This window comes from Streptomyces sp. TOM-9 (assembly GCF_056858595.1).
Window position 1 is genome coordinate 2,237,037 of record NZ_JBXEQB010000001.1, and the last position, 23,247, is coordinate 2,260,283.

At 72.7% G+C, this 23,247-nt stretch carries 23 protein-coding genes; 8 read left to right on the top strand and 15 right to left on the bottom strand.

What is annotated here, in order from left to right:
- Positions 1 to 203 precede the first annotated feature (203 nt).
- Together AC1VWI_RS10490 and AC1VWI_RS10495 are read left to right on the top strand one after the other, a co-directional pair.
- Positions 204 to 950, top strand: a complete 747-nt coding sequence (locus AC1VWI_RS10490; RefSeq protein ID WP_499510700.1) for a maleylpyruvate isomerase family mycothiol-dependent enzyme — start codon at positions 204 to 206, stop codon at positions 948 to 950.
- Positions 951 to 1,018: 68 nt separating this feature from the next.
- The gene (locus tag AC1VWI_RS10495) at positions 1,019 to 1,486 is read left to right on the top strand and encodes a DUF4442 domain-containing protein (RefSeq protein WP_499510701.1); all 468 of its coding nucleotides are present in this window, start codon (positions 1,019 to 1,021) and stop codon (positions 1,484 to 1,486) included.
- Between the two features lie 30 nt (positions 1,487 to 1,516).
- On the opposite strand, the gene AC1VWI_RS10500 is transcribed toward AC1VWI_RS10495, so the two are convergent.
- Positions 1,517 to 1,912, bottom strand: a complete 396-nt coding sequence (locus AC1VWI_RS10500) for a MarR family winged helix-turn-helix transcriptional regulator (protein WP_499510702.1) — start codon at positions 1,910 to 1,912, stop codon at positions 1,517 to 1,519.
- 87 nt (positions 1,913 to 1,999) lie between these two features.
- Between AC1VWI_RS10500 and AC1VWI_RS10505 the strand changes: the two genes are divergently transcribed.
- Entirely contained in the window at positions 2,000 to 3,496 is a 1,497-nt protein-coding gene (locus AC1VWI_RS10505) for an MFS transporter (RefSeq protein WP_499510703.1), read from the top strand.
- Positions 3,497 to 3,552: 56 nt separating this feature from the next.
- On the opposite strand, the gene AC1VWI_RS10510 is transcribed toward AC1VWI_RS10505, so the two are convergent.
- From AC1VWI_RS10510 to AC1VWI_RS10520, 3 genes are read right to left on the bottom strand one after another with little or no spacing between them, the layout of a single operon-like run.
- Positions 3,553 to 4,218 (bottom strand): response regulator, encoded by a 666-nt coding sequence (locus AC1VWI_RS10510; RefSeq protein ID WP_499510704.1) that lies wholly within the window; start codon positions 4,216 to 4,218, stop codon positions 3,553 to 3,555.
- The gene (locus tag AC1VWI_RS10515; RefSeq protein WP_499510705.1) at positions 4,215 to 5,483 is read right to left on the bottom strand and encodes a sensor histidine kinase; all 1,269 of its coding nucleotides are present in this window, start codon (positions 5,481 to 5,483) and stop codon (positions 4,215 to 4,217) included. The genes AC1VWI_RS10510 and AC1VWI_RS10515 overlap by 4 nt, the downstream gene beginning before the upstream one ends.
- Before the next feature lie 58 nt (positions 5,484 to 5,541).
- Entirely contained in the window at positions 5,542 to 6,261 is a 720-nt protein-coding gene (locus tag AC1VWI_RS10520) for a TetR/AcrR family transcriptional regulator (protein ID WP_499510706.1), read from the bottom strand.
- 150 nt (positions 6,262 to 6,411) lie between these two features.
- Between AC1VWI_RS10520 and AC1VWI_RS10525 the strand changes: the two genes are divergently transcribed.
- The gene (locus AC1VWI_RS10525; protein WP_499510707.1) at positions 6,412 to 6,870 is read left to right on the top strand and encodes a nitroreductase/quinone reductase family protein; all 459 of its coding nucleotides are present in this window, start codon (positions 6,412 to 6,414) and stop codon (positions 6,868 to 6,870) included.
- Here AC1VWI_RS10525 and AC1VWI_RS10530 read toward each other — a convergent pair.
- Both AC1VWI_RS10530 and AC1VWI_RS10535 read right to left on the bottom strand, forming a co-directional pair.
- Complete coding sequence (locus AC1VWI_RS10530; RefSeq protein WP_499510708.1) at positions 6,863 to 7,534, bottom strand: DUF4230 domain-containing protein; 672 nt, start codon at positions 7,532 to 7,534, stop codon at positions 6,863 to 6,865. The genes AC1VWI_RS10525 and AC1VWI_RS10530 overlap by 8 nt on opposite strands.
- Before the next feature lie 57 nt (positions 7,535 to 7,591).
- On the bottom strand, positions 7,592 to 8,821 hold the full coding sequence (locus AC1VWI_RS10535) for a geranylgeranyl reductase family protein (RefSeq protein ID WP_499510709.1): 1,230 nt from the start codon (positions 8,819 to 8,821) through the stop codon (positions 7,592 to 7,594).
- A gap of 157 nt (positions 8,822 to 8,978) precedes the next feature.
- Here AC1VWI_RS10535 and AC1VWI_RS10540 point away from each other — a divergent pair, with 157 nt between their 5' ends.
- Entirely contained in the window at positions 8,979 to 10,337 is a 1,359-nt protein-coding gene (locus AC1VWI_RS10540) for a dipeptidase (protein ID WP_499510710.1), read from the top strand.
- A gap of 35 nt (positions 10,338 to 10,372) precedes the next feature.
- Here the strand turns inward: AC1VWI_RS10540 and AC1VWI_RS10545 are convergent, their stop codons facing one another.
- Together AC1VWI_RS10545 and AC1VWI_RS10550 are read right to left on the bottom strand one after the other, a co-directional pair.
- A complete protein-coding gene (locus AC1VWI_RS10545) occupies positions 10,373 to 11,413 on the bottom strand; it encodes an NUDIX hydrolase (RefSeq protein ID WP_499510711.1) in 1,041 nt (346 codons plus the stop codon).
- A gap of 653 nt (positions 11,414 to 12,066) precedes the next feature.
- Entirely contained in the window at positions 12,067 to 13,074 is a 1,008-nt protein-coding gene (locus AC1VWI_RS10550; RefSeq protein WP_499510712.1) for an ROK family protein, read from the bottom strand.
- 86 nt (positions 13,075 to 13,160) lie between these two features.
- Between AC1VWI_RS10550 and AC1VWI_RS10555 the strand changes: the two genes are divergently transcribed.
- Positions 13,161 to 14,147: a LacI family DNA-binding transcriptional regulator gene (locus tag AC1VWI_RS10555; RefSeq protein WP_499516765.1), complete on the top strand. Its 987-nt coding sequence runs from the start codon at positions 13,161 to 13,163 to the stop codon at positions 14,145 to 14,147.
- Positions 14,148 to 14,162: 15 nt separating this feature from the next.
- Here AC1VWI_RS10555 and AC1VWI_RS10560 read toward each other — a convergent pair whose 3' ends face one another.
- Both AC1VWI_RS10560 and AC1VWI_RS10565 read right to left on the bottom strand, forming a co-directional pair.
- On the bottom strand, positions 14,163 to 14,501 hold the full coding sequence (locus AC1VWI_RS10560; RefSeq protein WP_499510713.1) for a hypothetical protein: 339 nt from the start codon (positions 14,499 to 14,501) through the stop codon (positions 14,163 to 14,165).
- Between the two features lie 60 nt (positions 14,502 to 14,561).
- Entirely contained in the window at positions 14,562 to 14,978 is a 417-nt protein-coding gene (locus AC1VWI_RS10565) for a hypothetical protein (RefSeq protein ID WP_499510714.1), read from the bottom strand.
- Positions 14,979 to 15,065: 87 nt separating this feature from the next.
- Here AC1VWI_RS10565 and AC1VWI_RS10570 point away from each other — a divergent pair, with 87 nt between their 5' ends.
- Positions 15,066 to 16,049 (top strand): acetylxylan esterase, encoded by a 984-nt coding sequence (locus tag AC1VWI_RS10570; protein ID WP_499510715.1) that lies wholly within the window; start codon positions 15,066 to 15,068, stop codon positions 16,047 to 16,049.
- A gap of 24 nt (positions 16,050 to 16,073) precedes the next feature.
- Here the strand turns inward: AC1VWI_RS10570 and AC1VWI_RS10575 are convergent, their stop codons facing one another.
- Positions 16,074 to 16,484, bottom strand: a complete 411-nt coding sequence (locus AC1VWI_RS10575) for a Fur family transcriptional regulator (protein ID WP_499510716.1) — start codon at positions 16,482 to 16,484, stop codon at positions 16,074 to 16,076.
- Positions 16,485 to 16,864: 380 nt separating this feature from the next.
- Between AC1VWI_RS10575 and katG the strand changes: the two genes are divergently transcribed.
- Complete coding sequence (gene katG, locus AC1VWI_RS10580; RefSeq protein WP_499510717.1) at positions 16,865 to 19,096, top strand: catalase/peroxidase HPI; 2,232 nt, start codon at positions 16,865 to 16,867, stop codon at positions 19,094 to 19,096.
- Between the two features lie 73 nt (positions 19,097 to 19,169).
- Here the strand turns inward: katG and AC1VWI_RS10585 are convergent, their stop codons facing one another.
- From AC1VWI_RS10585 to AC1VWI_RS10600, 4 genes are all read right to left on the bottom strand, one after another.
- Entirely contained in the window at positions 19,170 to 20,453 is a 1,284-nt protein-coding gene (locus tag AC1VWI_RS10585; RefSeq protein ID WP_499510718.1) for a DUF6986 family protein, read from the bottom strand.
- A 165-nt stretch (positions 20,454 to 20,618) separates the two neighbouring features.
- The gene (locus AC1VWI_RS10590) at positions 20,619 to 21,581 is read right to left on the bottom strand and encodes an electron transfer flavoprotein subunit alpha/FixB family protein (RefSeq protein ID WP_499510719.1); all 963 of its coding nucleotides are present in this window, start codon (positions 21,579 to 21,581) and stop codon (positions 20,619 to 20,621) included.
- A gap of 37 nt (positions 21,582 to 21,618) precedes the next feature.
- Positions 21,619 to 22,404, bottom strand: a complete 786-nt coding sequence (locus AC1VWI_RS10595) for an electron transfer flavoprotein subunit beta/FixA family protein (protein ID WP_499510720.1) — start codon at positions 22,402 to 22,404, stop codon at positions 21,619 to 21,621.
- A gap of 191 nt (positions 22,405 to 22,595) precedes the next feature.
- The gene (locus AC1VWI_RS10600; protein ID WP_499510721.1) at positions 22,596 to 23,201 is read right to left on the bottom strand and encodes a flavin reductase family protein; all 606 of its coding nucleotides are present in this window, start codon (positions 23,199 to 23,201) and stop codon (positions 22,596 to 22,598) included.
- Positions 23,202 to 23,247: the final 46 nt, after the last annotated feature.

A 23,247-nucleotide genomic window follows, 5' to 3' on the forward strand; every position in this document is an offset into this window, starting at 1 on the left:
GGGTTCCCCCGGCGTGCGGGGACCGGACGGCCGACGCCGCCCACGGCTGGGGTGGTTGGTCGGCGGCGGTGGCGGCGGCCGTGGTGTCGGCGGTCCTCAACGCGGTGTTGTGCGGCGTGGTGGCGCGGGCCCGCCGCCGGCGTCGACCCGCACACTGGGTATTCACGGGCCCGGCTGTCGGTGCCGGCTGCCACAATCGCGTCATGGAGACAGCCGAGTTCATCGAGGTGCTGCGACGCGACGGCGCACTGCTCGCCGACGCGGCGGAAGCGGCCGGGCTCGACGCCGAGGTGCCGTCCTGCCCCGGCTGGCGCGTGCGCGAACTGGTCCGCCATCAAGGCATCGTGCACCGCTGGGCGACGCGTTACGTCGCGGAGGGGCGGCGGCAGCCGGAGCCCATCGAGGCCGAGGCCCCCAGGGACGACGCCTCGCTCCTCCCCTGGTTCCGCGAGGGCCACGGGCTGCTGGTCGCGGCCCTCGATGCGGCGCCCGCCGACCTGGAGTGCTGGTACTTCCTCAAAGCCCCCTCCCCGCGGGCCTTCTGGGCGCGGCGCCAGGCGCACGAGACGGCGGTCCACCGGGTCGACGCGGAACTGGCCCTGGGCCGGGCCCCGTCCCCGGTGGATCCGGGGTTCGCGGCCGACGGCATCGACGAGTTGCTCGCCGGTTTCCACGCCCGGCCCAAGAGCCGGGTCCGCAGCGGGACGCCCAGGACGCTGCGGGTGCGCACGACCGACACCGACGCCGCGCGGGACGACTGGTTCGCGCGCATGTCGGCCGATCCCCTGGCCGTCGAACGGCCCGCGCCGGGCGAGGCGGACTGCACGGTGAGCGGCACCGCCGAGGAGCTCTACCTCACCCTCTGGAACCGGGGTGCGTACGAGAAGCTGCAGGTGACGGGGGACGACTCCGTGATCGAACTGTGGCGGCGCACGGCGGCGATCGACTGACGCACCGGGCGCGACGCGGGGCGGCGCCCCGGTTACCCGTGGGTAACTTCACGTGCTAGCGTCTGCGCATGGCACGACGTTCCCTCACACCCGCCGCCCTGCGCCGCGCGATCACCTGGTGGCCGCCCTACCTGTTCTCCGGCATCCGCGTCCTGCACATCGCCGACGACTGGAGTTCGGCCCGGGTCCGGCTGCGGCTCCACCGCTTCAACCGCAACTACGTGGGCACCCACTTCGGCGGATCGCTCTTCTCGATGAGCGACCCCTTCTGGATGCTGCTGGTCATGAACCGCCTCGGGCGCGACTACCTGGTGTGGGACCGTGCGGCGGAGATCGAGTTCATCTTGCCCGGCAAGGGGGACGTGTTCGTCGACTTCAAGCTGACCGAGCACCGGCTCGAGGAGATCAGGGAGCTCACCGCGGGCGGCGACAAGGCCCTGGTGTGGTTCGAGAACGACGTCGTCGCGGACGACGGGACGGTCGTGGCCAGGGTCCGCAAGCAGCTGTACGTCCGCCGGAAGCGCGACTCCCGCTGAGCGGAAGGACGCCGGCGACGCCGGGCACCCTCAAGCCTGGCCGAGCATCCGCTCCAGGACGGCGCGCTGGACGGGCTTGACCTCCCCGTGGCGCACCCGGCCCGCCTCGGTCAGCGCGACCCGCACCCCGCGCCGGTCCTCGCTGCAGATCCCCCGGCTGACGAGGCCGTCCTTCTCCAGCCGGCCGACCAGCCGGGAGAGCGCACTCTGGCTCAGGTGCACGCGGTCCGCGAGCTCCTGGACGCGGTAGGTGCATCCGCCGTCGTCGGGGTTGCCCTCGGCGAGCAGGTCGAGCACCTCGAAGTCGCTCGCCCCGAGTCCGTGCGGGTTCAGCTCACGGTCGAGTTCGCACGCGGTGCGCGCGTGCAGGGAGAGGACCTCCCGCCACCGCTCCACGAGCACATGCTCACTCTTCACGCCAGTCATGGCCGCAGGATAGCAGAAAATCAACACTATATGTACGCACATTAAATGCGCTTGCATCTGATGCACATGCATGTAGTGTTCCTCGGCATGACCTCTCCGCACACCGCCGTCCCCGGTTCCGACGGGCGCTGGAGCGCCCGGCAGTGGGGCACCCTGCTGGTGCTCTGCGCCGCGCTCTTCCTCGACGCCCTGGACGTCTCGATGGTCGGCGTGGCCCTCCCGTCCATCGCGGACGACCTCGACCTGTCCACCTCGTCGCTCCAGTGGGTCGTCAGCGGCTACATCCTCGGCTACGGCGGCCTGCTGCTCCTCGGCGGCCGTGCCGCCGACCTGCTCGGCCGGCGCCGGGTCTTCCTCGTCGCGCTGGCCGTGTTCGCCCTGGCGTCCCTGCTCGGCGGACTCGTCGACTCCGGCGAACTGCTCATCGCCAGCCGCTTCATCAAGGGTCTGAGCGCGGCGTTCACCGCCCCGGCGGGACTGTCCATCATCACCACGACCTTCGCCGAGGGACCGGTCCGCAACCGCGCCCTCAGCATCTACACCACCTGCGGCGCGACCGGCTTCTCCATGGGTCTGGTCCTGTCCGGCCTGCTGACCGAGGTGGGCTGGCGCTGGACGATGCTGCTGCCCGCGCCCGTGGCCGTCCTTGCCCTCGTGGCCGGCATCCGCCTGATCCCGTCGAGCCCCCGCGAGCGGCACACCGGCCGCGGCTACGACCTGCCCGGCGCCCTGACCGGCACCGGGGCGATGCTGCTGCTGGTCTTCACCGTCGTCCAGGCCCCCGAAGCGGGCTGGAGTTCGGCCCGCACCCTGCTCTCCTTCGCCGCCGTCGCCGTCCTGCTGGCCGCCTTCGCGGTGATCGAGCACCGCAGCAGCCACCCCCTTATCCGGCTGGGCGTCCTGCGTTCGCCCCACCAGATCCGCGCCAACCTGGGGGGCGCCGCCTTCTTCGGCTCCTACGTGGGCTTCCAGTTCCTCGTCACCCAGTACATGCAGTCGCTGCTGGGCTGGTCGGCGCTGCAGACCGCGCTCGCCTTCCTGCCCGCAGGAGCGCTGGTGGCGATCGCCTCCACGCGCATCGGTCCGCTGGTGGACCGCTTCGGCACGCCGCGGGTGATCGCCACCGGGTTCACCCTGCTGTTCGCGGGCTACGTGCTCTTCCTGCGCGTCGACCTCACCCCGAGTTTCGCCGCGGTGATCCTGCCGTCGATGCTGCTGCTGGGCGCCGCGTGCGCGCTGGTCTTCCCGTCGCTCAACATCCAGGCCACCAACGGCGTGCGCGACGAGGAGCAGGGCATGGTCTCCGGCCTGCTGAACACCTCCTTCCAGGTGGGCGGCGCCATCTTCCTCGCGGTGGTGACCGCCGCGATCACCGCCGGGTCCGATGACGGTCACCCCGCCTCCCCGCAGGCCGTACTCGACAGCTACCGCCCAGGGCTGGTCGTCGTCAGCGCGATCGCCCTGGCCGGACTGCTGATCACCCTCACGGGGCTGCGCCGCACGGTGTCGTACGGCTTCGTGGTCGCCTCCTCCGACACCGCCACGCCGGTGGGCGAGGAGCGCAAGGTCCCGGTGCGGGACTGATCCGCTCGCCGGCCTGGGGGCCCGCGCGGACCACGGTCCGCGCGGGCCCCTGCGGTTCAGCCGAGCCAGCCGGGCCGCACCAGACCGGATTCGTAGGCGAGGACGACGAGTTGGGCCCGGTCCCGGGCGCCGAGCTTCACCATCGTGCGGCTGACGTGCGTCTTGGCGGTGAGCGGGCTCACCACCAGGCGGCGTGCGATCTCCTCGTTGGACAGACCGATCCCGACCAGGGCCATCACCTCGCGCTCCCGCTCGGTGAGCCGGTCGAGTTCCGCCGCTGCCGAGGGCTCCTTGGACCGGGCGGCGAACTCGGCGATGAGCCGCCGGGTCACGCCGGGCGACAGCAGCGCGTCGCCGTCCACCACCGCCCGTACGGCACGCACCAGTTCCTCCGGCTCGGTGTCCTTGACCAGGAAGCCGGAGGCGCCCGCCCGGATGGCCTCGAAGACGTACTCGTCGAGCTCGAACGTGGTGAGGATGACGACCCTGACCCCGGTCAGCGCCGCGTCTTCGGTGATCAGGCGGGTGGCCTCCAGTCCGTCCATGACGGGCATGCGGATGTCCATCAGCACCGCGTCCGGGGTGAGTTCGCGGACCAGGCGCAGCGCCTGGGCGCCGTCGGAGGCCTCCCCCACGACCTCGATGTCGGGCTGGGCGTCCAGCAGGGCGGCGAAGCCGGCGCGCACCAGGAGCTGGTCGTCGGCGAGCAGGACCCGGGTCATGGGTTCTCCTTGTCGGGGACGGGCGCCACCGCGGCGCCGGCGGCGAGCGGCAGACGGGCCATGACGCGGAAGCCGCCGTCGGCACGGGGTCCGGCCTCGACCGTGCCGCCGAGCGCCGCCGCACGCTCGCGCATGCCGAGCAGCCCGTTGCCGCCACCGGAGTCGGGGGCGTGGTCGGCGGTCGTGGTGGCGGGGCCGTCGTCGTCGACCCGCAGCTCGACGGCGTCCCGGCGTCGGGTGACGTGGACGCGAGCGGTACGGGAGCCGGAGTGGCGGATGACGTTCGTCAGGGCCTCCTGGACGATGCGGAACGCCGCCAGGTCGACGCCGGGTGGCAGGGCGCCGGTGCGGCCGTCGCGGGTGACGTCGACGGCCAGGCCCGCGCCCGCGGCCTGTTCGAGCAGTTCGGGCAACCGGTCCAGGCCCGGGGCGGGCGAGCGGGGTGCCTCCCCGGGGCTGCGCAGGGTGCCGAGCACCTGGCGGACCTCGCCGAGCGCCTCCTTGCTGGCCGCCTTGATGGTGGTCAGTGCCTGCCGGGCCTGCTCGGGGCGCTCGTCCATGAGGGCGAGCGCCACCCCCGCCTGCACGTTGATGACCGAGATGCTGTGCGCGAGCACGTCGTGCAGCTCGCGGGCGATGCGCAGCCGCTCCTCGTCGGCGCGGCGCCGTTCGGCCTCGGCCCGCTCCCGCCGGTCGCGGACGAACTGTTCCCTGCGCAGCCGCCACAGCTCGGCGACGGCGAGGATCGCCAGCAGCCAGGCGGCGGCCCCCGACACCTGGGCCCACGAGGCGGCCTCGTCCCCGGCGGGCGGCAGCCAGCGGTACAACCACATGGTGATGAGCAGGTAGGCCGTGTACAGGGCGGCGGCGATGATCAGGACGGCTCTGCGGCGACCGGCGGCGACGGCCGCGAAGTAGGCGGCGACGATGCTCAGGAAGACCGGACCGTACGGGTAACCGGCGGCGACGTACGCGAGCGTGACGGCCGAGACGGCGGCGGCGACCGCGACGGGCGCGCGGTTGCGCCACAGGAGCAGGACCGGCCCCGCGAGCAGGAGCGCGTACCCGAGGTGGCCGAGGATGACCCGGCCGGGGGCGTTGTGCGCGGCGGCCGTGGTGCCGACCACCTGGACGACGGCGATGATCAGCGACGAGATCCACGGGTGGCGCAGGCGCTCGCCACCGCCGTGGGAGTGGGCGGGCCCGGTGTGGCGCCACCAGGGCCCCCAGGGCGGGCCGCCGCCCCGTGTCACGTCGTCGCTCATGCGGCCACGCTAGACCGGGGGGCGGCGGGTCGGCGTCCGGTCGCCGGGGTGATCGCGTCTACTCCCCGTGGAGTACGCGCTCACGGCGGAGCCCGGCTTGGTGCGCCAGGCCCGCGACGGCGTGGTCGAAGAAGTCGTCCCGCGCCTCGACCACGTTGTTGAACTGGCCGAACACCTCGAAGCTGACGAGGCCGAAGAGCTGCGCCCAGGCGGCCACGAGGGAGGGGATCGCCCGTGCCGGCAGGTCGCGGTCGAGGTCCTTGCTGAGCCGCCAGGCGTCGGCGTGGGCGGCCTCCGACAGTGGGGTGTCGGCCGGGGAGGCGGCGAGCGCCCCCGCGATGTGGGCCTGCTCGGCCACGGCGATCAGTGCCAGCCCGACCCGGGACGCGGGTCCGATCGTGTCGAGCGGCGCGGAGTAGCCGGGCACGGGGGAGCCGTAGATGAGGGCGTACTCGTGCGGATGGCCTAGGGCCCAGCGGCGTACGGCCCGGCAGACCTCGCTCCAGCGCTCCACGGGGTCGCCGCCTGCACGGGCCAGGGCCTCCTCGGCGGCGGCGCCCACCGCGTCGTAGGCATCGATGATGAGGGCGGTGAGCAACTCGTCCCGGCTCGGGAAGTAGCGGTAGAGCGCGGAGGAGACCATGCCCAGCTCCCGCGCCACGGCGCGGAGCGAGAGCCTCGAGGCGCCTTCGTCGGCGAGCTGCCGGCGCGCCTCTTCCTTGATGGCCGCGGTCACTTCGTCGCGGGCCCGTTCCCTGGCCGTTCGGATGACGCTCATGCGATCAGTGTATCCACGAATGGAGCGACGACCAAGAAAGAGAGCAGTGCTCTTGCCATGGAGCGACAGGGCGTGCACACTGTTCTCAAGCGAGAGCACCGCTCACGGACCACTCTCGGTCCACGGCCCGCGCGTCACGGAGGAGTCCTCATGTCCGAGCACGTCATCAAGCCCGGCTGGTTCACGGTCAACGTCTTCAACCGCGCGGTGGCCTGGCTCACCCGCCGCGGTCTGAGCGTGTGGGGCTCCCGCGTGCTCGCCGTCCGCGGCCGCAAGAGCGGGGAGTGGCGGCGCACCCCGGTCAACCTGCTGGTGGTGAACGGGGAGCGCTACCTCGTGGCGCCGCGCGGGCACGTCCAGTGGACGCACAACATGCGCGCCGCCGGCGGCGGTCAACTGCTGCTGGGCAGGAAGGTCGAGGAGTTCAGCGCGACCGAGGTCGGTGACGACGTCAAGCCCGAGGTGCTGCGTGCCTACCTCAAGCGCTGGAAGGCCGAGGTGGGCGTGTTCTTCGGCGGCGTGGGGGCGGACTCCACCGACGAGGAACTGCGCGCCATAGCCCACAAGCACCCGGTCTTCCGCATCACCGAGCTCCGGCCCGTCAGCTGAAGCGGACCTCCACCTTCTCGAACCCCAGCGAGGTCAGCAGCTGTTCCAGCATGGCCCGGGTGTTGGTCTCCGCCCGCTTCGCCAGTTCGGTGGACTTGGCCGCCTGCTGGATCTTCTTCGCGGCGAGTTGCTGGACCTGCTGTTCGTCCCCCGGGTGGGAGGAGAAGAAGTCACCGAGCCGGTCGAAGAAACCGCGCTCCTGGGCCACCACGTAGGAATGGTCGGGGTCGAGCGAGGTCCGCTCGAGTTGGGCGTGGGGCAGCGTGATGACGGCGGAGGTCCGGTCCTCGGAGACGGTGACGCCCTTCGGGCCCACGTCACCGAGGTCCACGTAGGCGTCGACACTGCCGGACCCCACGTAGAGCGTGCGCCTGCCGCGCACGGCGTCGGGAAGGAACTTGGCGTCCTTCTCCAGGTCGACCACGACCTGGAACTGGCCACTTGCTCCTTCGAAGCGGCTCATGTCCTGGATCGCCTTGAGCACCACGGGACCACTGCGGTCCTTGGTCTCCTCGGCGAAGGGATTGGGCAGACCCGGTATCAGGTCCGCGCGCGCGACCAGGAACAGAAGTCCGCCGAGCACGACGAGCCCGGTGAGTGTACGCACCCACCACGGCAGTCTTCCGTCTACGTTCCTCAAGGGCATGACGAGGACACCTCCCATAACGTCTCTGCCCCTCAACTCCGCCTTTATGACGCCCAGGAGGGTGCCATCAGGAGGTCAACGACGGTCGAACGACTCCAGCGCGCGACGGGCCAGCGGATGCGTACGGACCAGCTCGGCGAGCGAGCTGGAACCGCGGGTGATCTTAGCGAAGGCGTTCCACGCCGGGGGGAGGGTTGTGAGAGCCGCGTGCAGCAAACCCGGACGCTTCTCGAAGACGCCCAGCATCCGGCGGCCGACGCCCATCTCGACCCCGAGGCCGGCCTTGACGGCGAACGCGTAGTTCAGGGCCTGGCGCCGCGCGTCCACCGCGTCGCTCGCCTCGGCGATCCGCACCGCCCACTCCCCCGCCAGGCGGCCGGAGCGCAGTGCGAAGGAGATGCCCTCGCGGGTCCACGGCTCCAGCAGGCCCGCCGCGTCACCGCAGACCAGCACGCGGCCGCGGGAGAGCGGGGAGTCGTCGGCACGGCAGCGGGTGAGGTGGCCGGAGGAGATGCTCGGCTCGAAACCGGCCAGACCCAGCCGGCCGATGAAGTCCTCCAGGTAGCGCTTGGTGGCCGCGCCCTCGCCGCGCGCCGAGATGACGCCGACGGTCAGGGTGTCGCCCTTGGGGAAGACCCACCCGTAACTGCCGGGCAGCGGGCCCCAGTCGATGAGCACCCGGCCCGCCCAGTCCTCGGCGACCTCCGCGGGCACCGGGATCTCGGCCTCGAGCCCCAGGTCGACCTGGGCCATCTTGACGCCGACGTGGGCGCCTATCCGGCTCGCCGAGCCGTCGGCGCCGACCACCGCGCGGGCCAGGATCGTCTCGCCGTCGTTGAGCACCACCGCGACGGTCCGCCGGTCCGGGACGGAGGTGCCGTGCTGTTCGACCCGGGAGACCTGGGCCCCGGTCCGCAGCCGCGCGCCCGCGTCGACGGCCGCGTCCACCAGCTGGGCGTCGAACTCGGGCCGGTTGATCAGCCCGAAGAGCATCTGCCGCGACCGGCGGGTGCGGCTGAGCCGGCCGTTGAGGCTGAAGGTCACCGCGTGCACCCGGTCGCGCAGCGGGAGCTCGAAGCCCGGCGGCAGCGCGTCGCGGGAGGGCCCGATGATGCCACCGCCGCAGGTCTTGTAACGCGGCAGTTCGGCCTTCTCCAGCAGGAGCACACGGCGTCCCGCACTTGCCGCGGCGTAGGCCGCCGAGGCCCCGGCCGGCCCGGCACCCACCACGACGACGTCCCACACCTGCGTGCCGTCGACGTCCTCCGCCGAACCGCCGTCCTGCGCCTGGTACTCGCTGCTCACGTGTGCTTCCGCTCCCGTTCGACCTGCCGACTGCCGTCGCCCCTGCTCAGCCGCATACTAATCCGCGGGGTGAGCGAGGCCGCCTGTGGCACCATCGATCACGACCACCGGTCCACGAACATCGCGTTCGACCCTGTCCCACCCATCAGGAGCGCCCATGTCCGCCGCACCACTCGCCGCAACCGTCGCCGCACTGATGCCGCGGGCCAGGACCGAGCTGGCCGAGCTGGTGTCGTACCGCTCGGTGGCGGATCCGCGGCAGTTCCCCAAGAGCGAGTGCGAGCGGGCCGCCTCCTGGATCGCCGACGCGCTGCGCGCCGAGGGCTTCGAGGACGTCGCCCTGCTGGACACCCCGGACGGCACGCAGTCGGTGTACGGCTACCTGCCCGGGCCGGAGGGGGCGCCCACGGTGCTGCTGTACGCGCACTACGACGTGCAGCCGCCGCTGGACGAGGCCGGCTGGCTGTCGCCGCCGTTCGAGCTCACCGAGCGCGACGGCCGCTGGTACGGGCGCGGCGCGGCCGACTGCAAGGGCGGCCTGATCATGCACCTCACCGCCCTGCGCGCGCTGCGCGAGAACGGCGGGGTCCCGGTCGGCGTGAAGATCATCGCCGAGGGCTCGGAGGAGCAGGGCACCGGCGGTCTGGAGCGCTACGCGGAGGAGCACCCCGAACTCCTCACCGCGGACGCGATCGTCATCGGCGACTCCGGCAACTTCCGCGTCGGCCTGCCGACCGTCACGGCCACCCTGCGCGGCATGGCGCTGGTCGACGTCAAGGTGACCACCCTGGAGGGCAATCTGCACTCCGGCCAGTTCGGCGGTGCCGCACCGGACGCGCTGGCCGCCCTGGTCCGCATCCTGCACACGCTCCACGACGACTCGGGTGCCTCCACCGTGGCGGGCCTCACCGCCGACGCCGCCTGGGACGGGCTGCAGTACGACGAGGGCGACTTCCGCGCCGACGCCAAGGTGCTCGACGGCGTCGAGCTGATGGGCACCGGCACGGTCGCCGACCGCCTCTGGGCCCGCCCGTCGGTCACCGTCATCGGCATCGACGCCCCTCCCGTGGTCGGCGCCACGCCGTCCGTGCAGGCCACCGCGGGTGCCAAGGTCAGCCTCCGGGTCCCGCCGGGCGCGGACGCCCAGCAGGCGGCCAAGCTGCTGATCGCCCACCTGGAGGCGGCCGCCCCCTGGGGGGCCCGCGTGGAGGTCACCCAGGTCGGCAGCGGTCAGCCGTTCCGCGCGGACACCTCCAGCCCGGCGTACGCCTCCATGGCGGAGGCGATGCACACCGCGTACGGCACGCAGATGGAGATCGCCGGCATGGGCGGCTCGATCCCGCTCTGCAACACCCTGGCCACGCTCTACCCCGAGTCGGAGATCCTGCTGATCGGCCTGAGCGAGCCGGAGGCGCAGATCCACGCGGTGAACGAGAGCGTCTCCCCCGAGGAACTGGAGAAGCTCTCGCTCACCGAGGCGCTCTTCCTCCAGAAGTACGCCGCCAAGGCCGTCTGAGCCCGGGTGGGCGGCCGGGACGCGCCCGTCGCCTCTCAGCCGCCCACCGGCACGCCCGCCTCCAGGTTGAGCACGGTGGCCCGCTCCCGCGCCCGCAGCGCCCAGCGCAGCCGGGTGTGCCGGACGGGCGGCAGCATGGATGCGGCCTCGTCCTCCGTGGCGAAGCGCCAGCCCCGCAGCTCGGCGCCGGGCAGCAGGAGGCGCTCGGCGTCGGCGGCGGGCAGCCGCCCACCGTCGAAGAGCAGCCGCAGACCGCCGTATCCGGGCGGCAGCGGCGGTTCCCAGTCGACGACCAGCAGCCGGGGCACCGCCGGGAGCCGTAGGCCGAGTTCCTCGGCGACCTCCCGCATTCCGGCCCGGGCGGGCGGCTCACCGGGCTCGACGACCCCGCCGGGGAACTCCCAGCCGGGCTTGTAGGTCGGGTCGACCAGCAGCACCCGGTCGTCCTCGTCGAAGAGCAGCACGCCCGCCGCGAGGGTCTCGGCGGTGGGCTCCGGGGTCTGCACGATGTCGCAGGAGCCCGCGCCTTCCCGTATCGCCTCGGCGATCCGCTCGGCCGTCGCGCGGGAGGTGAGCCCCGCGGTGTCGACGACGTGGGCGTCCGCCGTGAGCCAGGGCAGTGCCTCCTGGTAGGCGGGCAGGTGGTCCAGACACCAGGCGCGGACTCCCGCGCTGGCCTCGGCGTCGCCCGGGATGTCGGCGCGCTGGTCGATCCGCTCCCGCAGAACCGTTTCCTCAGCGTGCAGCAGCACATGCCGCACAGTGATCCGGCGGGCCGCGAGGCCGCCGAAGATCTCGTCCCGGTACTCCTGCCTCAGCAGGGTCATCGGCACCACCAGCGGTCCCCCGCCCACCTCGGCGAGCAGCGCGGCCGCGGTGTCCACGACCAGCCGCCGCCACGCGGGCAGCTCCTGGTAGTCGGAGACCTCGCCCAGCCGCTTCTCCGGGAGCATCAGCCGCAGTCCGCTGCCGATGAGTTCCGGATCGTAGAGCACGCTGCCCGGCAGCAGTTCGAGCAGTTCGCGTGCCGCAGTGGTCTTCCCCGCGCCGAACGTGCCGTTGAGCCAGACGATCACGGTGCCCCCTCTTCCGTAGCCCGGTAGCCCCCTACGAATTGCCCGGATCATCGGCGTCGGCAAACGCGCAGACCCGGCCATCGGCGCATACCGGCGGCTTCGGCACCCGCGAACCCGGTGGTCAGCCCTCGTTGGGCCCCAGGGTCGGTCCGGCGATGAACTGCCACCGCAGCAGCATGGTGGTCCCCGGTCCGCGACGGCCTCGTCGTCGCCTCCCGCGACCACCACGACCACCACGACCACGCGGTGCCGGCCGAGGCACAGAGCGGGGGCCGCCCCACCACCTGGTGGGCGCCGCCCGCATCCCCCTCGCACGGAAGCAGGTGGCCGACGGAATCGACACGGTCCGCGTCAAGCGCGTACGGCCCGTCCGGAACCGTCACCCACGAGCGCGCCTCCCTCTGGGGCACGCCCCACCACACGCCTCGGCCGATCTCGGAGATCTACGTGTTCCCGGCCCGGGAAACGGGCGCGGCCGACCGCGCCCACCGGGCCGTGACGGGGGCGTCGCGACGTCCACGAGGGCGGCACGCCACGACGCGGGAGGGCACGACGGCGCGCTCCCGCGCGAACGGGTGAATCTCCTCCTCCGCGAGGCACACCGGACCTCGCCCCCCGGCCGTAGGCCAGGGGAGGGACTGCGACGACCCGGACTAGGCGCCGGTCGCGAAGGCCTCCAGCCGCAGCGCCTGCGCCGCGGCGGCGGCCGCGCCGACCAGGCCCGCGTCCGTGCCGAGCACGGCGGGAACGACCTTCACCCCCGAGACGAACGACAACGTGGCGTACCGGCGCATGTGCGCGCGGAGGGGCTCGAAGAGCAGCGGGCCGGCGCCCGCGACACCGCCGCCGATCACCGCTACGTCGATCTCCACCAGGGTGGCCGTCGCGGCGATGCCCGCGGCCAGCGCCTGCGCCGCGCGGTCGTACGAGGCGAGGGCGAGGGCGTCGCCCTCACGGGCGGCCCGGGCGACAGCGGCGGCGTCGGACTCCTCGCCGTGGGCCGGACGCCAGCCGGACTCCAGGGCGCGCCGCACGATGTTGGGCCCGCTGGCCAGGCGCTCGACACAGCCTCGGCTGCCGCAGGGGCACACGTCCCCGTCGAGGTCGACGCTGATGTGGCCGATGTGCCCGGCGTTGCCCGTCGGGCCGGGGTGGAGCTTGCCGCCGAGGACGAGACCGCCTCCGACGCCGGTCGACACCACCATGCACAGTGCGTTGTCGTGCCCGCGGGCGGCGCCCTGCCAGTGCTCCGCCGCGGTGATCGCGATGCCGTCGCCGGTGAGGACGACGGGCAGCCCGCCGACGCGTTCGCCCACCTGGGCGACGACGGGGAAGTCCCGCCAGCCGGCGATGTTGACCGGGCTCACCGTGCCGCGGGAGGCGTCGATCGGCCCGGCGCTGCCGATGCCCACCGCGACGACCCGCGGCCAGCCCGCGGACTCCCGCAGTCCGGCCAGCACCTCCGCGAGCGATCCCATCACCGTCGCCGCGTCCCGGTCCGCGGGCGTCGGGCGCTGCACGCGTACGAGCAACTCGCCGCGCGCGTCCACCAGGGCACCCGCGATCTTGGTGCCGCCGATGTCCACAGCGGCGATCAGCGGGCCCGCACCGGCGGCACCCGACGGCGGGACGATGGACTCGGCAGAGCTCTCGAACGGCATGGGCGTAGTGTCGCCCTTTGTTGACAACGTTGTCCAGCCCATAGGATCACGCCGTGACCGATATTCCGCGTACCGCCCGTCCCACCATGAAGGATGTCGCGGCCCGGGCCGGTGTCGGCCTGAAGACGGTATCGCGTGTCGTCAACGAGGAACCAGGCGTCACCGAGGACACGATCTCGCGTGTCCAGGCGGCCATCGACGCCCTCGGATTCCGCCGCAACGACAGCGCGCGGCTGCTCCGCAAGGGCCGTACGGCCAGCATCGGGCTGGTCCTCGAGGACCTCGCCGACCCCTTCTACTCCCCGCTCAGCCGGGCCGTCGAGGACCTGGCACGGGCGCACTCGACGCTGCTGTTCACCGGATCGAGTGCCGAGGACGCGGACCGCGAGCAGGAACTGGTGCTCGCCTTCTGCGCCCGGCGTGTCGACGGGCTGGTCATCGTGCCCGCCAGCGAGGACCACCGCTACCTCGAGCCGGAGATCGCGGCCGGCGTGGCCACCGTCTTCGTGGACCGCCCCGCGGGCGGCATCGACGCGGACGTGGTCCTCAGCGACAACGCCGGAGGCACCCGCGAGGGCGTCGCCCACCTCATCGCCCACGGGCACCGGCGCATCGGCTTCATCGGCGACCTCCCCCGCATCCACACCGCGGCCGAGCGTCTGCGGGGCTACCGGGAGGCGATGGCCGCCGCCGGGCTCCCCGTGCACGAGGGCTGGGTCTCCTGCGGGCCCACCGCCCCCGACCGCGTCCGCGCCGCCGTGGAGTCCATGCTGAGCGGCCCGGAGCCGGTCACCGCCCTGTTCGCCGGCAACAACCGGATCACCGTGACCGCGGTCCGGGTCCTCGCCGACCGGCCCAGCGTGGTCGCCCTCGTGGGCTTCGACGACTTCGAGCTCGCCGACCTGCTGCGCCCGGCGGTCACCGTCGTCGCCCAGGAGCCCGGACAGCTCGGCCGGACCGCGGCCGGCCTGCTCTTCCAGCGGCTCGACGGCGCGGCGGGCCCCCCCAAGCGGGTCGAGCTCGCCTGCCGCCTGATCCCGCGCGGCTCGGGCGAGCTGCCGCCGGTGCCGTGACGGCGCGGCGGGCGGTCAGGACGGCTCCTCCTCGACCAGCCCGCAGGTGAAGCCGAAGGACTCCAGGGCGCGGCGCCGCGCCGCGCCGGGTCCGGCTCGGCCGCCGCCGTCGAGCACCCGCAGGAACCGGGCGCGCCGACGGGGCGGCAGGTTGTGGAGCACCCACCCGGCGTGCTCCGCCGTCCTCACGCCGACCTCGGGGGCGACCTCGTCGTCGGCGCAGGTGTCGAGGGAGTGGACGACGTCCACGACGATTCCGGCGAGTACCGGAACAAACGGGTCGGTGTCCGTCGCCGGGGCACCGTGGCCGAGCGCGTGGCGCGGGCGCGCCGTGCCCGGACCGTCAGCAGGCATGTGCCATGGCGGTGAAGGTCAGCGAGGTGAAGGACCCCGGCCCGCCGTCGTACGCGACCGTCACCGTCCAGCCGCCCTTTCCGAGGTTGACGTACGTACCGCCGCCGGGGCTGTCTCCCGGCGCAGTTCCGTCCACCCGTGCTCGCGCAGGACCGCCGTCACGGCGGCGTACTCCCGCTCGCCCGCCCCGTCCGCGGCCGCCCAGGCGAGCATGCACTGCTCGCTGGGCCGGTCGGACTCCTTGTCGGTGGTCACGGTCAAGCCCATCACGGTGTTCTGCGACCTGTGTACGCCGGACCGGTCCGCCGCCGCGTAGAGTTCCGCCTCCACCGCGGCGCGGCCCAGCGGAACCGCCGTCACGGGCACGGCACTTCCCGGCCCCGCCGCGAACGCGGCGAGCACGGTGACGGCGCCCACCCTGAGCAGCGCTCGCGTCACCGGCGAGCGGGGCGCCGGTTCCCACTCGATCTCCTCCACCGCGACACCATCCCACGACGGACGGACAACCGGCACGCGTCGGCCGGCCGTTGACACCCCACCCCGTGAAACGATTCGATACCGGCCATGCCGCTCACCGACCTGCCGCTGGACGAACTGCGCCGCTACGCCCCGGAGATCGCCGAGCCCGGGGACTTCGACGCCTTCTGGGCCAAGACCCTGACCGCCGCCCGCGAGGCGGGCACGTACCCGGCCGAGTATCGCGCGGTCGATTCGCCGCTGGCCACGGTCGAGGTGTTCGACGTGCGCTTCCCGGGCTGGGGAGGCCAGCCGGTCGCCGCCTGGCTGCTGCTGCCCCGCGGGGCGGCCGGGCCGCTGCCCGGGGTCGTCACGTACATCGGCTACGGCGGCGGGCGCGGGCTGCACCACGAGAACCTGCTGTGGAGCGCCGCGGGCTACGCCCACCTGGTCGTCGACTCCCGAGGCCAGGGCCACGACACGCCGGACCCCGACCCCGCCCCGGGTCCGCAGTACGTCGGCGGGTTCATGACCCGCGGCGTGGAGGACCCGGAGCACTACTACTACCGCCGCCTGATGACGGACTGCGTACGCGCCGTGGACGCCCTGCGCGCGCACCCGGCCGTCGACGCGGGCCGGGTCGTCGTCTCCGGCGGCAGCCAGGGCGGCGGGCTCGCCCTCGCGGTGGCCGGACTGGCCCCGGACGCGGTCGCGGCGGCCCTGGTCGACGTGCCGTTCCTCTGCCACTTCCGGCGGAGCGCGGAGACCGCCACCGAGGGACCGTACCCGGAGCTCGCCCAGTACCTCGGCGTCCACCGGCGCATCGACCCCGAACGGCTCTTCGACACCCTCGACTACTTCGACGGTGTCCACTTCGCGCCGCGCGCCACCGCGCCGGCGTTGTTCAGCGTGGGCCTGATGGACCCCGTCTGCCCGCCGTCGACGGTGTTCGCCGCCTACAACCGCTACGCGGGGCCCAAGGACATCACGGTGTGGCGGTTCGGCGACCACGGCGGCGGACGCGGCTCCCAGCCGTACGAGCAGATGCTGTGGCTGCGCGGCCTCGGACTCGCCCCTGCGGCGGACCGGTAACCGCCGCTCCCCCGGGTGGCACGCTCAGGCGCACGACGGGCACAGGCCGCGGTAGGTGACCTCGGCCTCGGAGACCGTGAAACCGAAGCGCTCGTCGGCCGGGAGGTCGGCCAGCGGGTCGCCGGTGGGGTGGACGTCGCGGACGGTGCCGCACCTGGAGCACACCAGGTGCTGGTGCGGACGGTGCGCGTTGGGGTCGTAGCGCTTGGCGCGGCCGTCGGTGGCGACCTCTATGACCTCACCGAGGGATACCAGCTCGCCCAGGGTGTTGTAGACGGTCGCCCGGGAGATCTCGGGCAGCAGCCGCGCCGCGCGGGCGTGCACCTCGTCGGCCGTGAGGTGCACGTGGTCGCCGTCGAGGACCTCCGCGACGACACGCCGCTGGGACGTCATGCGCCAGCCGCGCCCGCGCAGCCGCTCCAGCAGGTCGCTCATGTGTGCTCACCCGTTCCGCTCGGTGGACGTCCGGAATTCACCCCGTGGACGCGTCCGGGTTCTGATTGCCTATGGAATTGACGCTCTTCTTGACTTGGACTGCGTCCATCGTAGGATCGGTTCCGGCGCCAGCCAAGGGACAGGAAGACTCCAGTACGGCAGAAGAGAGAGACGTGACGGGACCACCGCCGAGCAGCCGCGCGGTGCCGCCTGGGAGTTACGGGCGCCCGCGTCGTACTGCCGCAGCCGGTCCGGGACCCGCTCCCCCTGTCATGCCGCCGGTGAGGCCCCCGTGCGCTCACCGCGACGGCCCCCGCCCGAACGCGTCCGACGGCCCGCAGTCCTGAGCACCGTGATCCGCCAGGTCCGGAAGGATTCCCATGTCTGAGAACCACGAAGCAATCGTCACAGACGCCAAGACGGAGGGTGTGAACGGCTGCCCCGTCGCGCACGGGCGCGCCCCGCACCCGACCCAGGGCGGCGGAAACCGGCAGTGGTGGCCGGAACGGCTGAACCTGAAGATCCTCGCCAAGAACCCCGCGGTGGCCAACCCGCTCGGTGAGGACTTCGACTACGCCGAGGCGTTCAAGGCCCTCGACCTCGCCGCCGTGAAGCAGGACGTCCTCGAGGTCCTGACGACCTCTCAGGACTGGTGGCCGGCGGACTTCGGCCACTACGGCCCGTTCATGATCCGCATGGCCTGGCACAGCGCGGGCACCTACCGCATCAGCGACGGCCGCGGCGGCGCCGGCGCCGGCCAGCAGCGCTTCGCCCCGCTCAACAGCTGGCCGGACAACGGCAACCTCGACAAGGCCCGCCGCCTGCTGTGGCCGGTGAAGAAGAAGTACGGCCAGAGCATCTCGTGGGCCGACCTCATGATCCTCACCGGCAACGTCGCGCTGGAGTCGATGGGCTTCGCGACCTTCGGCTTCGCCGGCGGCCGCGAGGACGTCTGGGAGCCGGAGGAGGACGTCTACTGGGGCCCCGAGTCCACCTGGCTCGGCGACCAGCGCTACACCGGCGACCGCCAGCTGGAGAGCCCGCTCGGCGCCGTCCAGATGGGCCTGATCTACGTCAACCCCGAGGGCCCCAACGGCAACCCGGACCCGATCGCCGCGGCCCGCGACATCCGTGAGACCTTCCGCCGGATGGCGATGAACGACGAGGAGACCGTCGCCCTCATCGCCGGCGGGCACACCTTCGGCAAGACCCACGGCGCGGGCCCCGCGGACAACGTCGGTCCCGACCCCGAGGCCGCCTCGATGGAGGAGCAGGGCCTCGGCTGGCGGAACAGCTACGGCACCGGCAAGGGCGCGGACGCGATCACCAGCGGTCTCGAGGTCACCTGGACCAGCACCCCGACCCAGTGGGGCATGGGCTTCTTCGAGAACCTCTTCCGCTACGAGTGGGAGCTGACGACCAGCCCCGCCGGCGCCAACCAGTGGGTGGCCAAGGACGGTGCCGGCGCGGGCACCATCCCCGACGCGCACGACTCCTCCAAGAGCCACGCCCCGACGATGCTGACCACGGACCTCTCGCTCCGGTTCGACCCGGTCTACGAGCAGATCTCGCGTCGCTTCCTGGAGAACCCGGACGAGTTCGCGGACGCCTTCGCCCGCGCGTGGTTCAAGCTGACCCACCGCGACATGGGCCCGGTCGTGCGCTACCTCGGTCCCGAGGTCCCGTCCGAGACCCTGCTGTGGCAGGACCCGCTGCCCGCGCGGACGCACGGGCTCGTCGACGCCGCCGACGTCGCCGCCCTCAAGGAGCAGGTCCTCGCCTCGGGCCTCACCGTGTCGCAGCTGGTGTCCACGGCGTGGGCGTCGGCCTCGTCCTTCCGCGGCAGCGACAAGCGCGGTGGCGCCAACGGCGCCCGTCTGCGCCTGGAGCCGCAGCGCGGCTGGGAGGTCAACGAGCCCGACGAGCTCGCCGTGGTGCTGCGCACCCTGGAGGGCGTCCAGGAGTCCTTCAACGCGGCGCAGTCCGGCGACAAGCGGATCTCGCTGGCCGACCTGATCGTGCTGGCCGGTTCCGCCGCCGTCGAGAAGGCCGCCGCGGACGGCGGTCACCGCGTCGAGGTGCCCTTCACGCCGGGTCGTGTGGACGCCGCGCAGGACCAGACGGACGTGGAGTCCTTCGCGGCGCTCGAGCCGGCCGCCGACGGGTTCCGCAACTACCTCGGCAAGGGCAACCGCCTGCCGGCCGAGTACCTGCTGCTCGACCGGGCGAACCTGCTGACCCTCAGCGCCCCCGAGCTGACGGTCCTCGTCGGCGGTCTGCGCGTCCTGGGCGCGAACCACGGGCAGTCGTCGCACGGCGCCTTCACCACGACCCCCGGGTCGCTGACCAACGACTTCTTCGTCAACCTGCTCGACCTGGGCACGTCGTGGAAGGCGACCTCCGAGGACCAGTCCACCTTCGAGGGCCGTGACAACGCCACGGGCGAGGTCAAGTGGACCGGCACCCGTGCCGACCTCGTCTTCGGCTCCAACTCCGAGCTGCGCGCGCTCGCGGAGGTCTACGCGAGCGACGACGCGAAGGCGAAGTTCACCGAGGACTTCGTCGCGGCGTGGGCGAAGGTCATGGACCTCGACCGGTTCGACCTCGTCTGATCGTCCACCTCTGCAGGACGTCCGGGCCGGCCCCAGCGGGGGCCGGCCCGGACGTCTTCGTGGAGGCTGCTCCTCAGACGGCGGGGCCGCCACGGCCCGCGAGGGCGTCGAGGTCGGCGCGGGTCAGCCCGGTGGCGCCGGCGACCTCCGCGAAGTCCACGGCGCCGCAGTCGAGTCCGCGCAGCAGGTAGCCGCTCAGGGCGCGGGCGGTGGCGGGTTCGTCCATGACGTCCCCGCCGGCCTTGGCGACGTACGCCGCGAGCCGGGCCGCCGCCGCGTCCAGGCCTTCGCGGTAGAAGGCGTAGACCGCGGCGTACCGTGTCGGCAGGTGCGCGGGGTGCATGTCCCAGCCCTGGTAGTACGCGCGGGCCAGCGAACGGCGGACCAGGCCGTAGTGGAGCCGCCAGGCCTCGTGGACCTGGGGGCCCGGGCCGACGGGCAGCACATTGGTGGAGCCGTCGGAGAGCCGCACTCCCGTGCCGGCGGCCGCCACCTGCATGACGGCCTTGGCGTGGTCCGCGACCGGGTGGTCCATGGACTGGTACGCCGCGCTGACCCCGCACGCGGCGCTGTAGTCGAAGGTCCCGTAGTGCAGCCCCGTGACGCGGCCTTCGGCGGCGTCGATCAGCCGGGCGACCGTGGCCGTGCCGTCGGGCCCGAGGATGGACTGCGTGGTCTCGATCTGGATCTCGAACCCGAGGCGTCCGGCCGGGAGTCCGCGTGCCGTCTCGAACTCCTCGGCGAGCCGCACCATGGCCGTCACCTGCTGGGGGAAGGTGACCTTGGGCAGGGTCAGCACCAGGCCGCCGGGCAGCCCGCCGGAATCCATCAGGCCGGTGAGGAAGATGTCCAGGGTGCGGATGCCGCGGTCGCGCACGGCGGCCTCCATGCACTTCATGCGGATGCCGACGTACGGGGGCGCGGTCCCGTCCGCGATGGCGGCGGCCACGAGCCGGGCGGCGCGGGCGGCCGCCGCGTCCTCCTCGGCGTCGGGCCGCGGCCCGTAGCCGTCCTCGAAGTCGATCCGCAGGTCCTCGACCGGTTCGCGCCGCAGCTTGGCCCGTACGCGGTCGTGGACGGGCGCGGCGAGGGCGGGCGGCAGGCCCAGCACGCCGGCGAGCCGCACCGCGTCGGGGGCGTGCTCGTCCAGGGCGGCGAGGGCGCGGTCGCCCCAGGTGCGCACGGTGTCGGCGGCGAAGGCGTCGGCGGGGACGTAGACGGTGTGCACGGGCTGCCGGGTGCCCGGGTCCCCGGGGTAGCGGCGGGCGAGTTCGGCGTCGACGGCGGCGAGCGAGGCGCCGATGTCCTGCCGGACCGCGTCGCCGAGCGATGTGCGGACCGTCTCGTTCTGCGCCATCGGGCACCCTCCCGGTCTTCAACAAATCGTTGAAGTGAAGCTAACGCCCCCTCCGTCACACCGTCAACGACCCGCGGGGAGAGCCAGGAGCGCCGGAGCCCCGTGGTGCCGTCAGGGGGCGTCACGGGGCTCCGGTGCGTGTGTGCTGCCGGTGGTGTGCCGGGGTCAGCCCTTGCGGGCGGTGACCTCCTCGGTCAGCTGCGGCACCACGGCGAACAGGTCACCCACCACGCCGTAGTCGACCAACTCGAAGATCGGCGCCTCCGGGTCCTTGTTCACCGCCACGATCGTCTTCGAGGTCTGCATACCCGCCCGGTGCTGGATCGCACCCGAGATCCCCGCCGCGACGTACAACTGCGGCGACACCGACTTACCCGTCTGCCCCACCTGATTGGTGTGCGGATACCAGCCCGCATCCACCGCCGCACGCGACGCACCCACCGCCGCACCCAGCGAATCGGCCAGCGCCTCGATCACCGCGAAGCTCTCCGCACCACCCACACCCCGGCCACCGGACACCACGATCGCAGCCTCCGTCAGATCCGGACGCCCCGTCGCCTCCCGCGGCGTACGCGCCACCACCTTCGTACCCGTGGCCAGCGCACCGAACTCCACGGCCAGCTCCTCCACCGCACCCGCCGCCGAAACAGCCTCCACCGGCGCCGAGTTCGGCTTCACCGTGATCACCGGCACACCCGTCGTCACCCGCGACTTCGTCGTGAACGACGCCGCGAACGCCGACTGCGTCGCCACCGGACCCTGCTCACCGGCCACCACATCCACCGCATCGGTGATGATGCCCGACCCCAGCCGCAACGCCAGCCGCGCCGCGACCTCCTTGCCCTCACCCGAAGACGGCACCAGCACCGCCACCGGACCCACCACACGGGCGGCCGCCTGAAGCGCATCCACCTTCGGCACCACCAGATACTGCGCGAACTCCGCAGCCTCATTGACCAGCACCCGCACCGCACCATGCCCGGCCAGCACACCCGCCGTCGCACCGGCACCCGCACCCAGCGCCACCGCCACCGGCTCACCCAGCCGACGCGCGATCGTCAGCAACTCCAGCGTCGGCTTGCGGACCGCACCATCCACATGATCGACGTAAACGAGGACTTCACCCATGGGACTACCTACTCCTGCGAACTCGATGGAAGACGCTTCAGATGAACTTCTGGCCCGCGAGGAACTCCGCGAGCTGCTTGCCGCCCTCGCCCTCGTCCTTCACGATCACACCGGCCGTCCGCGGCGGACGCGCCACCGCCTCATCCACCACGCTCCACGCACCCGCCAGACCCACCTGCCCCTCCTCGACACCCAGGTCGGACAGATCCAAGGACTCCACCGGCTTCTTCTTCGCCGCCATGATCCCCTTGAACGACGGATACCGCGCCTCACCCGACTGGTCCGTCACCGACACCAACGCCGGCAACGACGCCTCCAACCGCTCACTGGCGGAGTCACCGTCCCGGCGACCGGACACCACCCCGCCCCCGACCTTCACCTCCGACAGCAACGTCACCTGCGGCACACCCAACCGCTCCGCCAGCAACGCCGGCACCACACCCGCCGTCCCATCGGTGGACGCCATCCCCGTCACCACCAGATCGAACCCCACGTGCTCGACCGCCTTCGCCAACACCAGCGACGTCCCCATCACATCACTGCCATGCAAACCGTCGTCCTCGACATGGACCGCCTTGTCCGCACCCATCGACAACGCCTTGCGCAACGCGTCCTTCGCATCCTCCGGACCCACCGTCACCACCGTCACCTCGGCGTCATCCGCCGCCTCCGCGATCTGCAGCGCCTGCTCCACCGCATACTCGTCCAGCTCCGACAGCAGACCATCCACCGCATCCCGATCCGTGGTCAGATCCCCCGCAAAGTGACGATCACCCGTGGCATCAGGCACGTACTTCACTGCGACAACGATCCTCAAGCTCACGCCTGCACTCCTACTGCTGCATGGGTACGTCAACTGCCCTTGTGAAGGCAGCATAGGCGCCTTCGACGGCGGCTCCCCGTTGGGACGCACGGCGCTCCGGCAGAAATATTACTCGCCAGTACAGCCGTCGGTCCGCCGGCAGGCAAGGGCGGTGGACTGTGACCTTGCCGACCCGGGCCTGATGGAGGGACTCAGTGGCGCAGCGCGTTGTAGCGCCCGTGGTGGTAGAGCAGCGGACGGGCCGCTTCGCCCTCGGGGGCGCCCGCCACGGCCTGGGCGACGACGATGCGGTGGTCACCGGCGGGTATGCGGGCCACCACACGGGCGACCAGCCAGGCCTGGACATCCTCCAGGAGCGGTACTCCATACGGGCCGGGTCCCCACGCGGTGGGCGGCGCGAAGCGGTCGGTGCCGCTGCGGGCGAAGGTGGCGGCCACCTCCTCCTGGTGCTCGCCGAGGATGTGGACGCCCACGTGGGTGGCTTCCGCGACGGTGCGCCACGCGGAGCCGGCGGTGCTGATCCCGAAGGACAGCAGGGGCGGCTCGGCGGACACGGAGGTGAGGGAGGTGGCCGTGAAGCCCGCGGGGCGGGTGCCCGCCGCGGTGATGACCGCGACCCCGGCGGCGTGACGGCGGAAGACGGCACGGAAAGCGGTCGGGTCGAAGGCGGTCGGGTCGAAGGCGCCGGTCACGGCGGGCGGCGGGGGCAGGGGGACCGCGGCGGACGCGGGGATCGAGGTGGGCACCGCGCCCAGGGAGGTCGCGGCCGGCGTGCCGAGGTCGGGAGAGGCGGTCATGGAGCTGTCCTTCGTCGTGCTGTCGAGCCGGAGGGGTGTGGAGTCC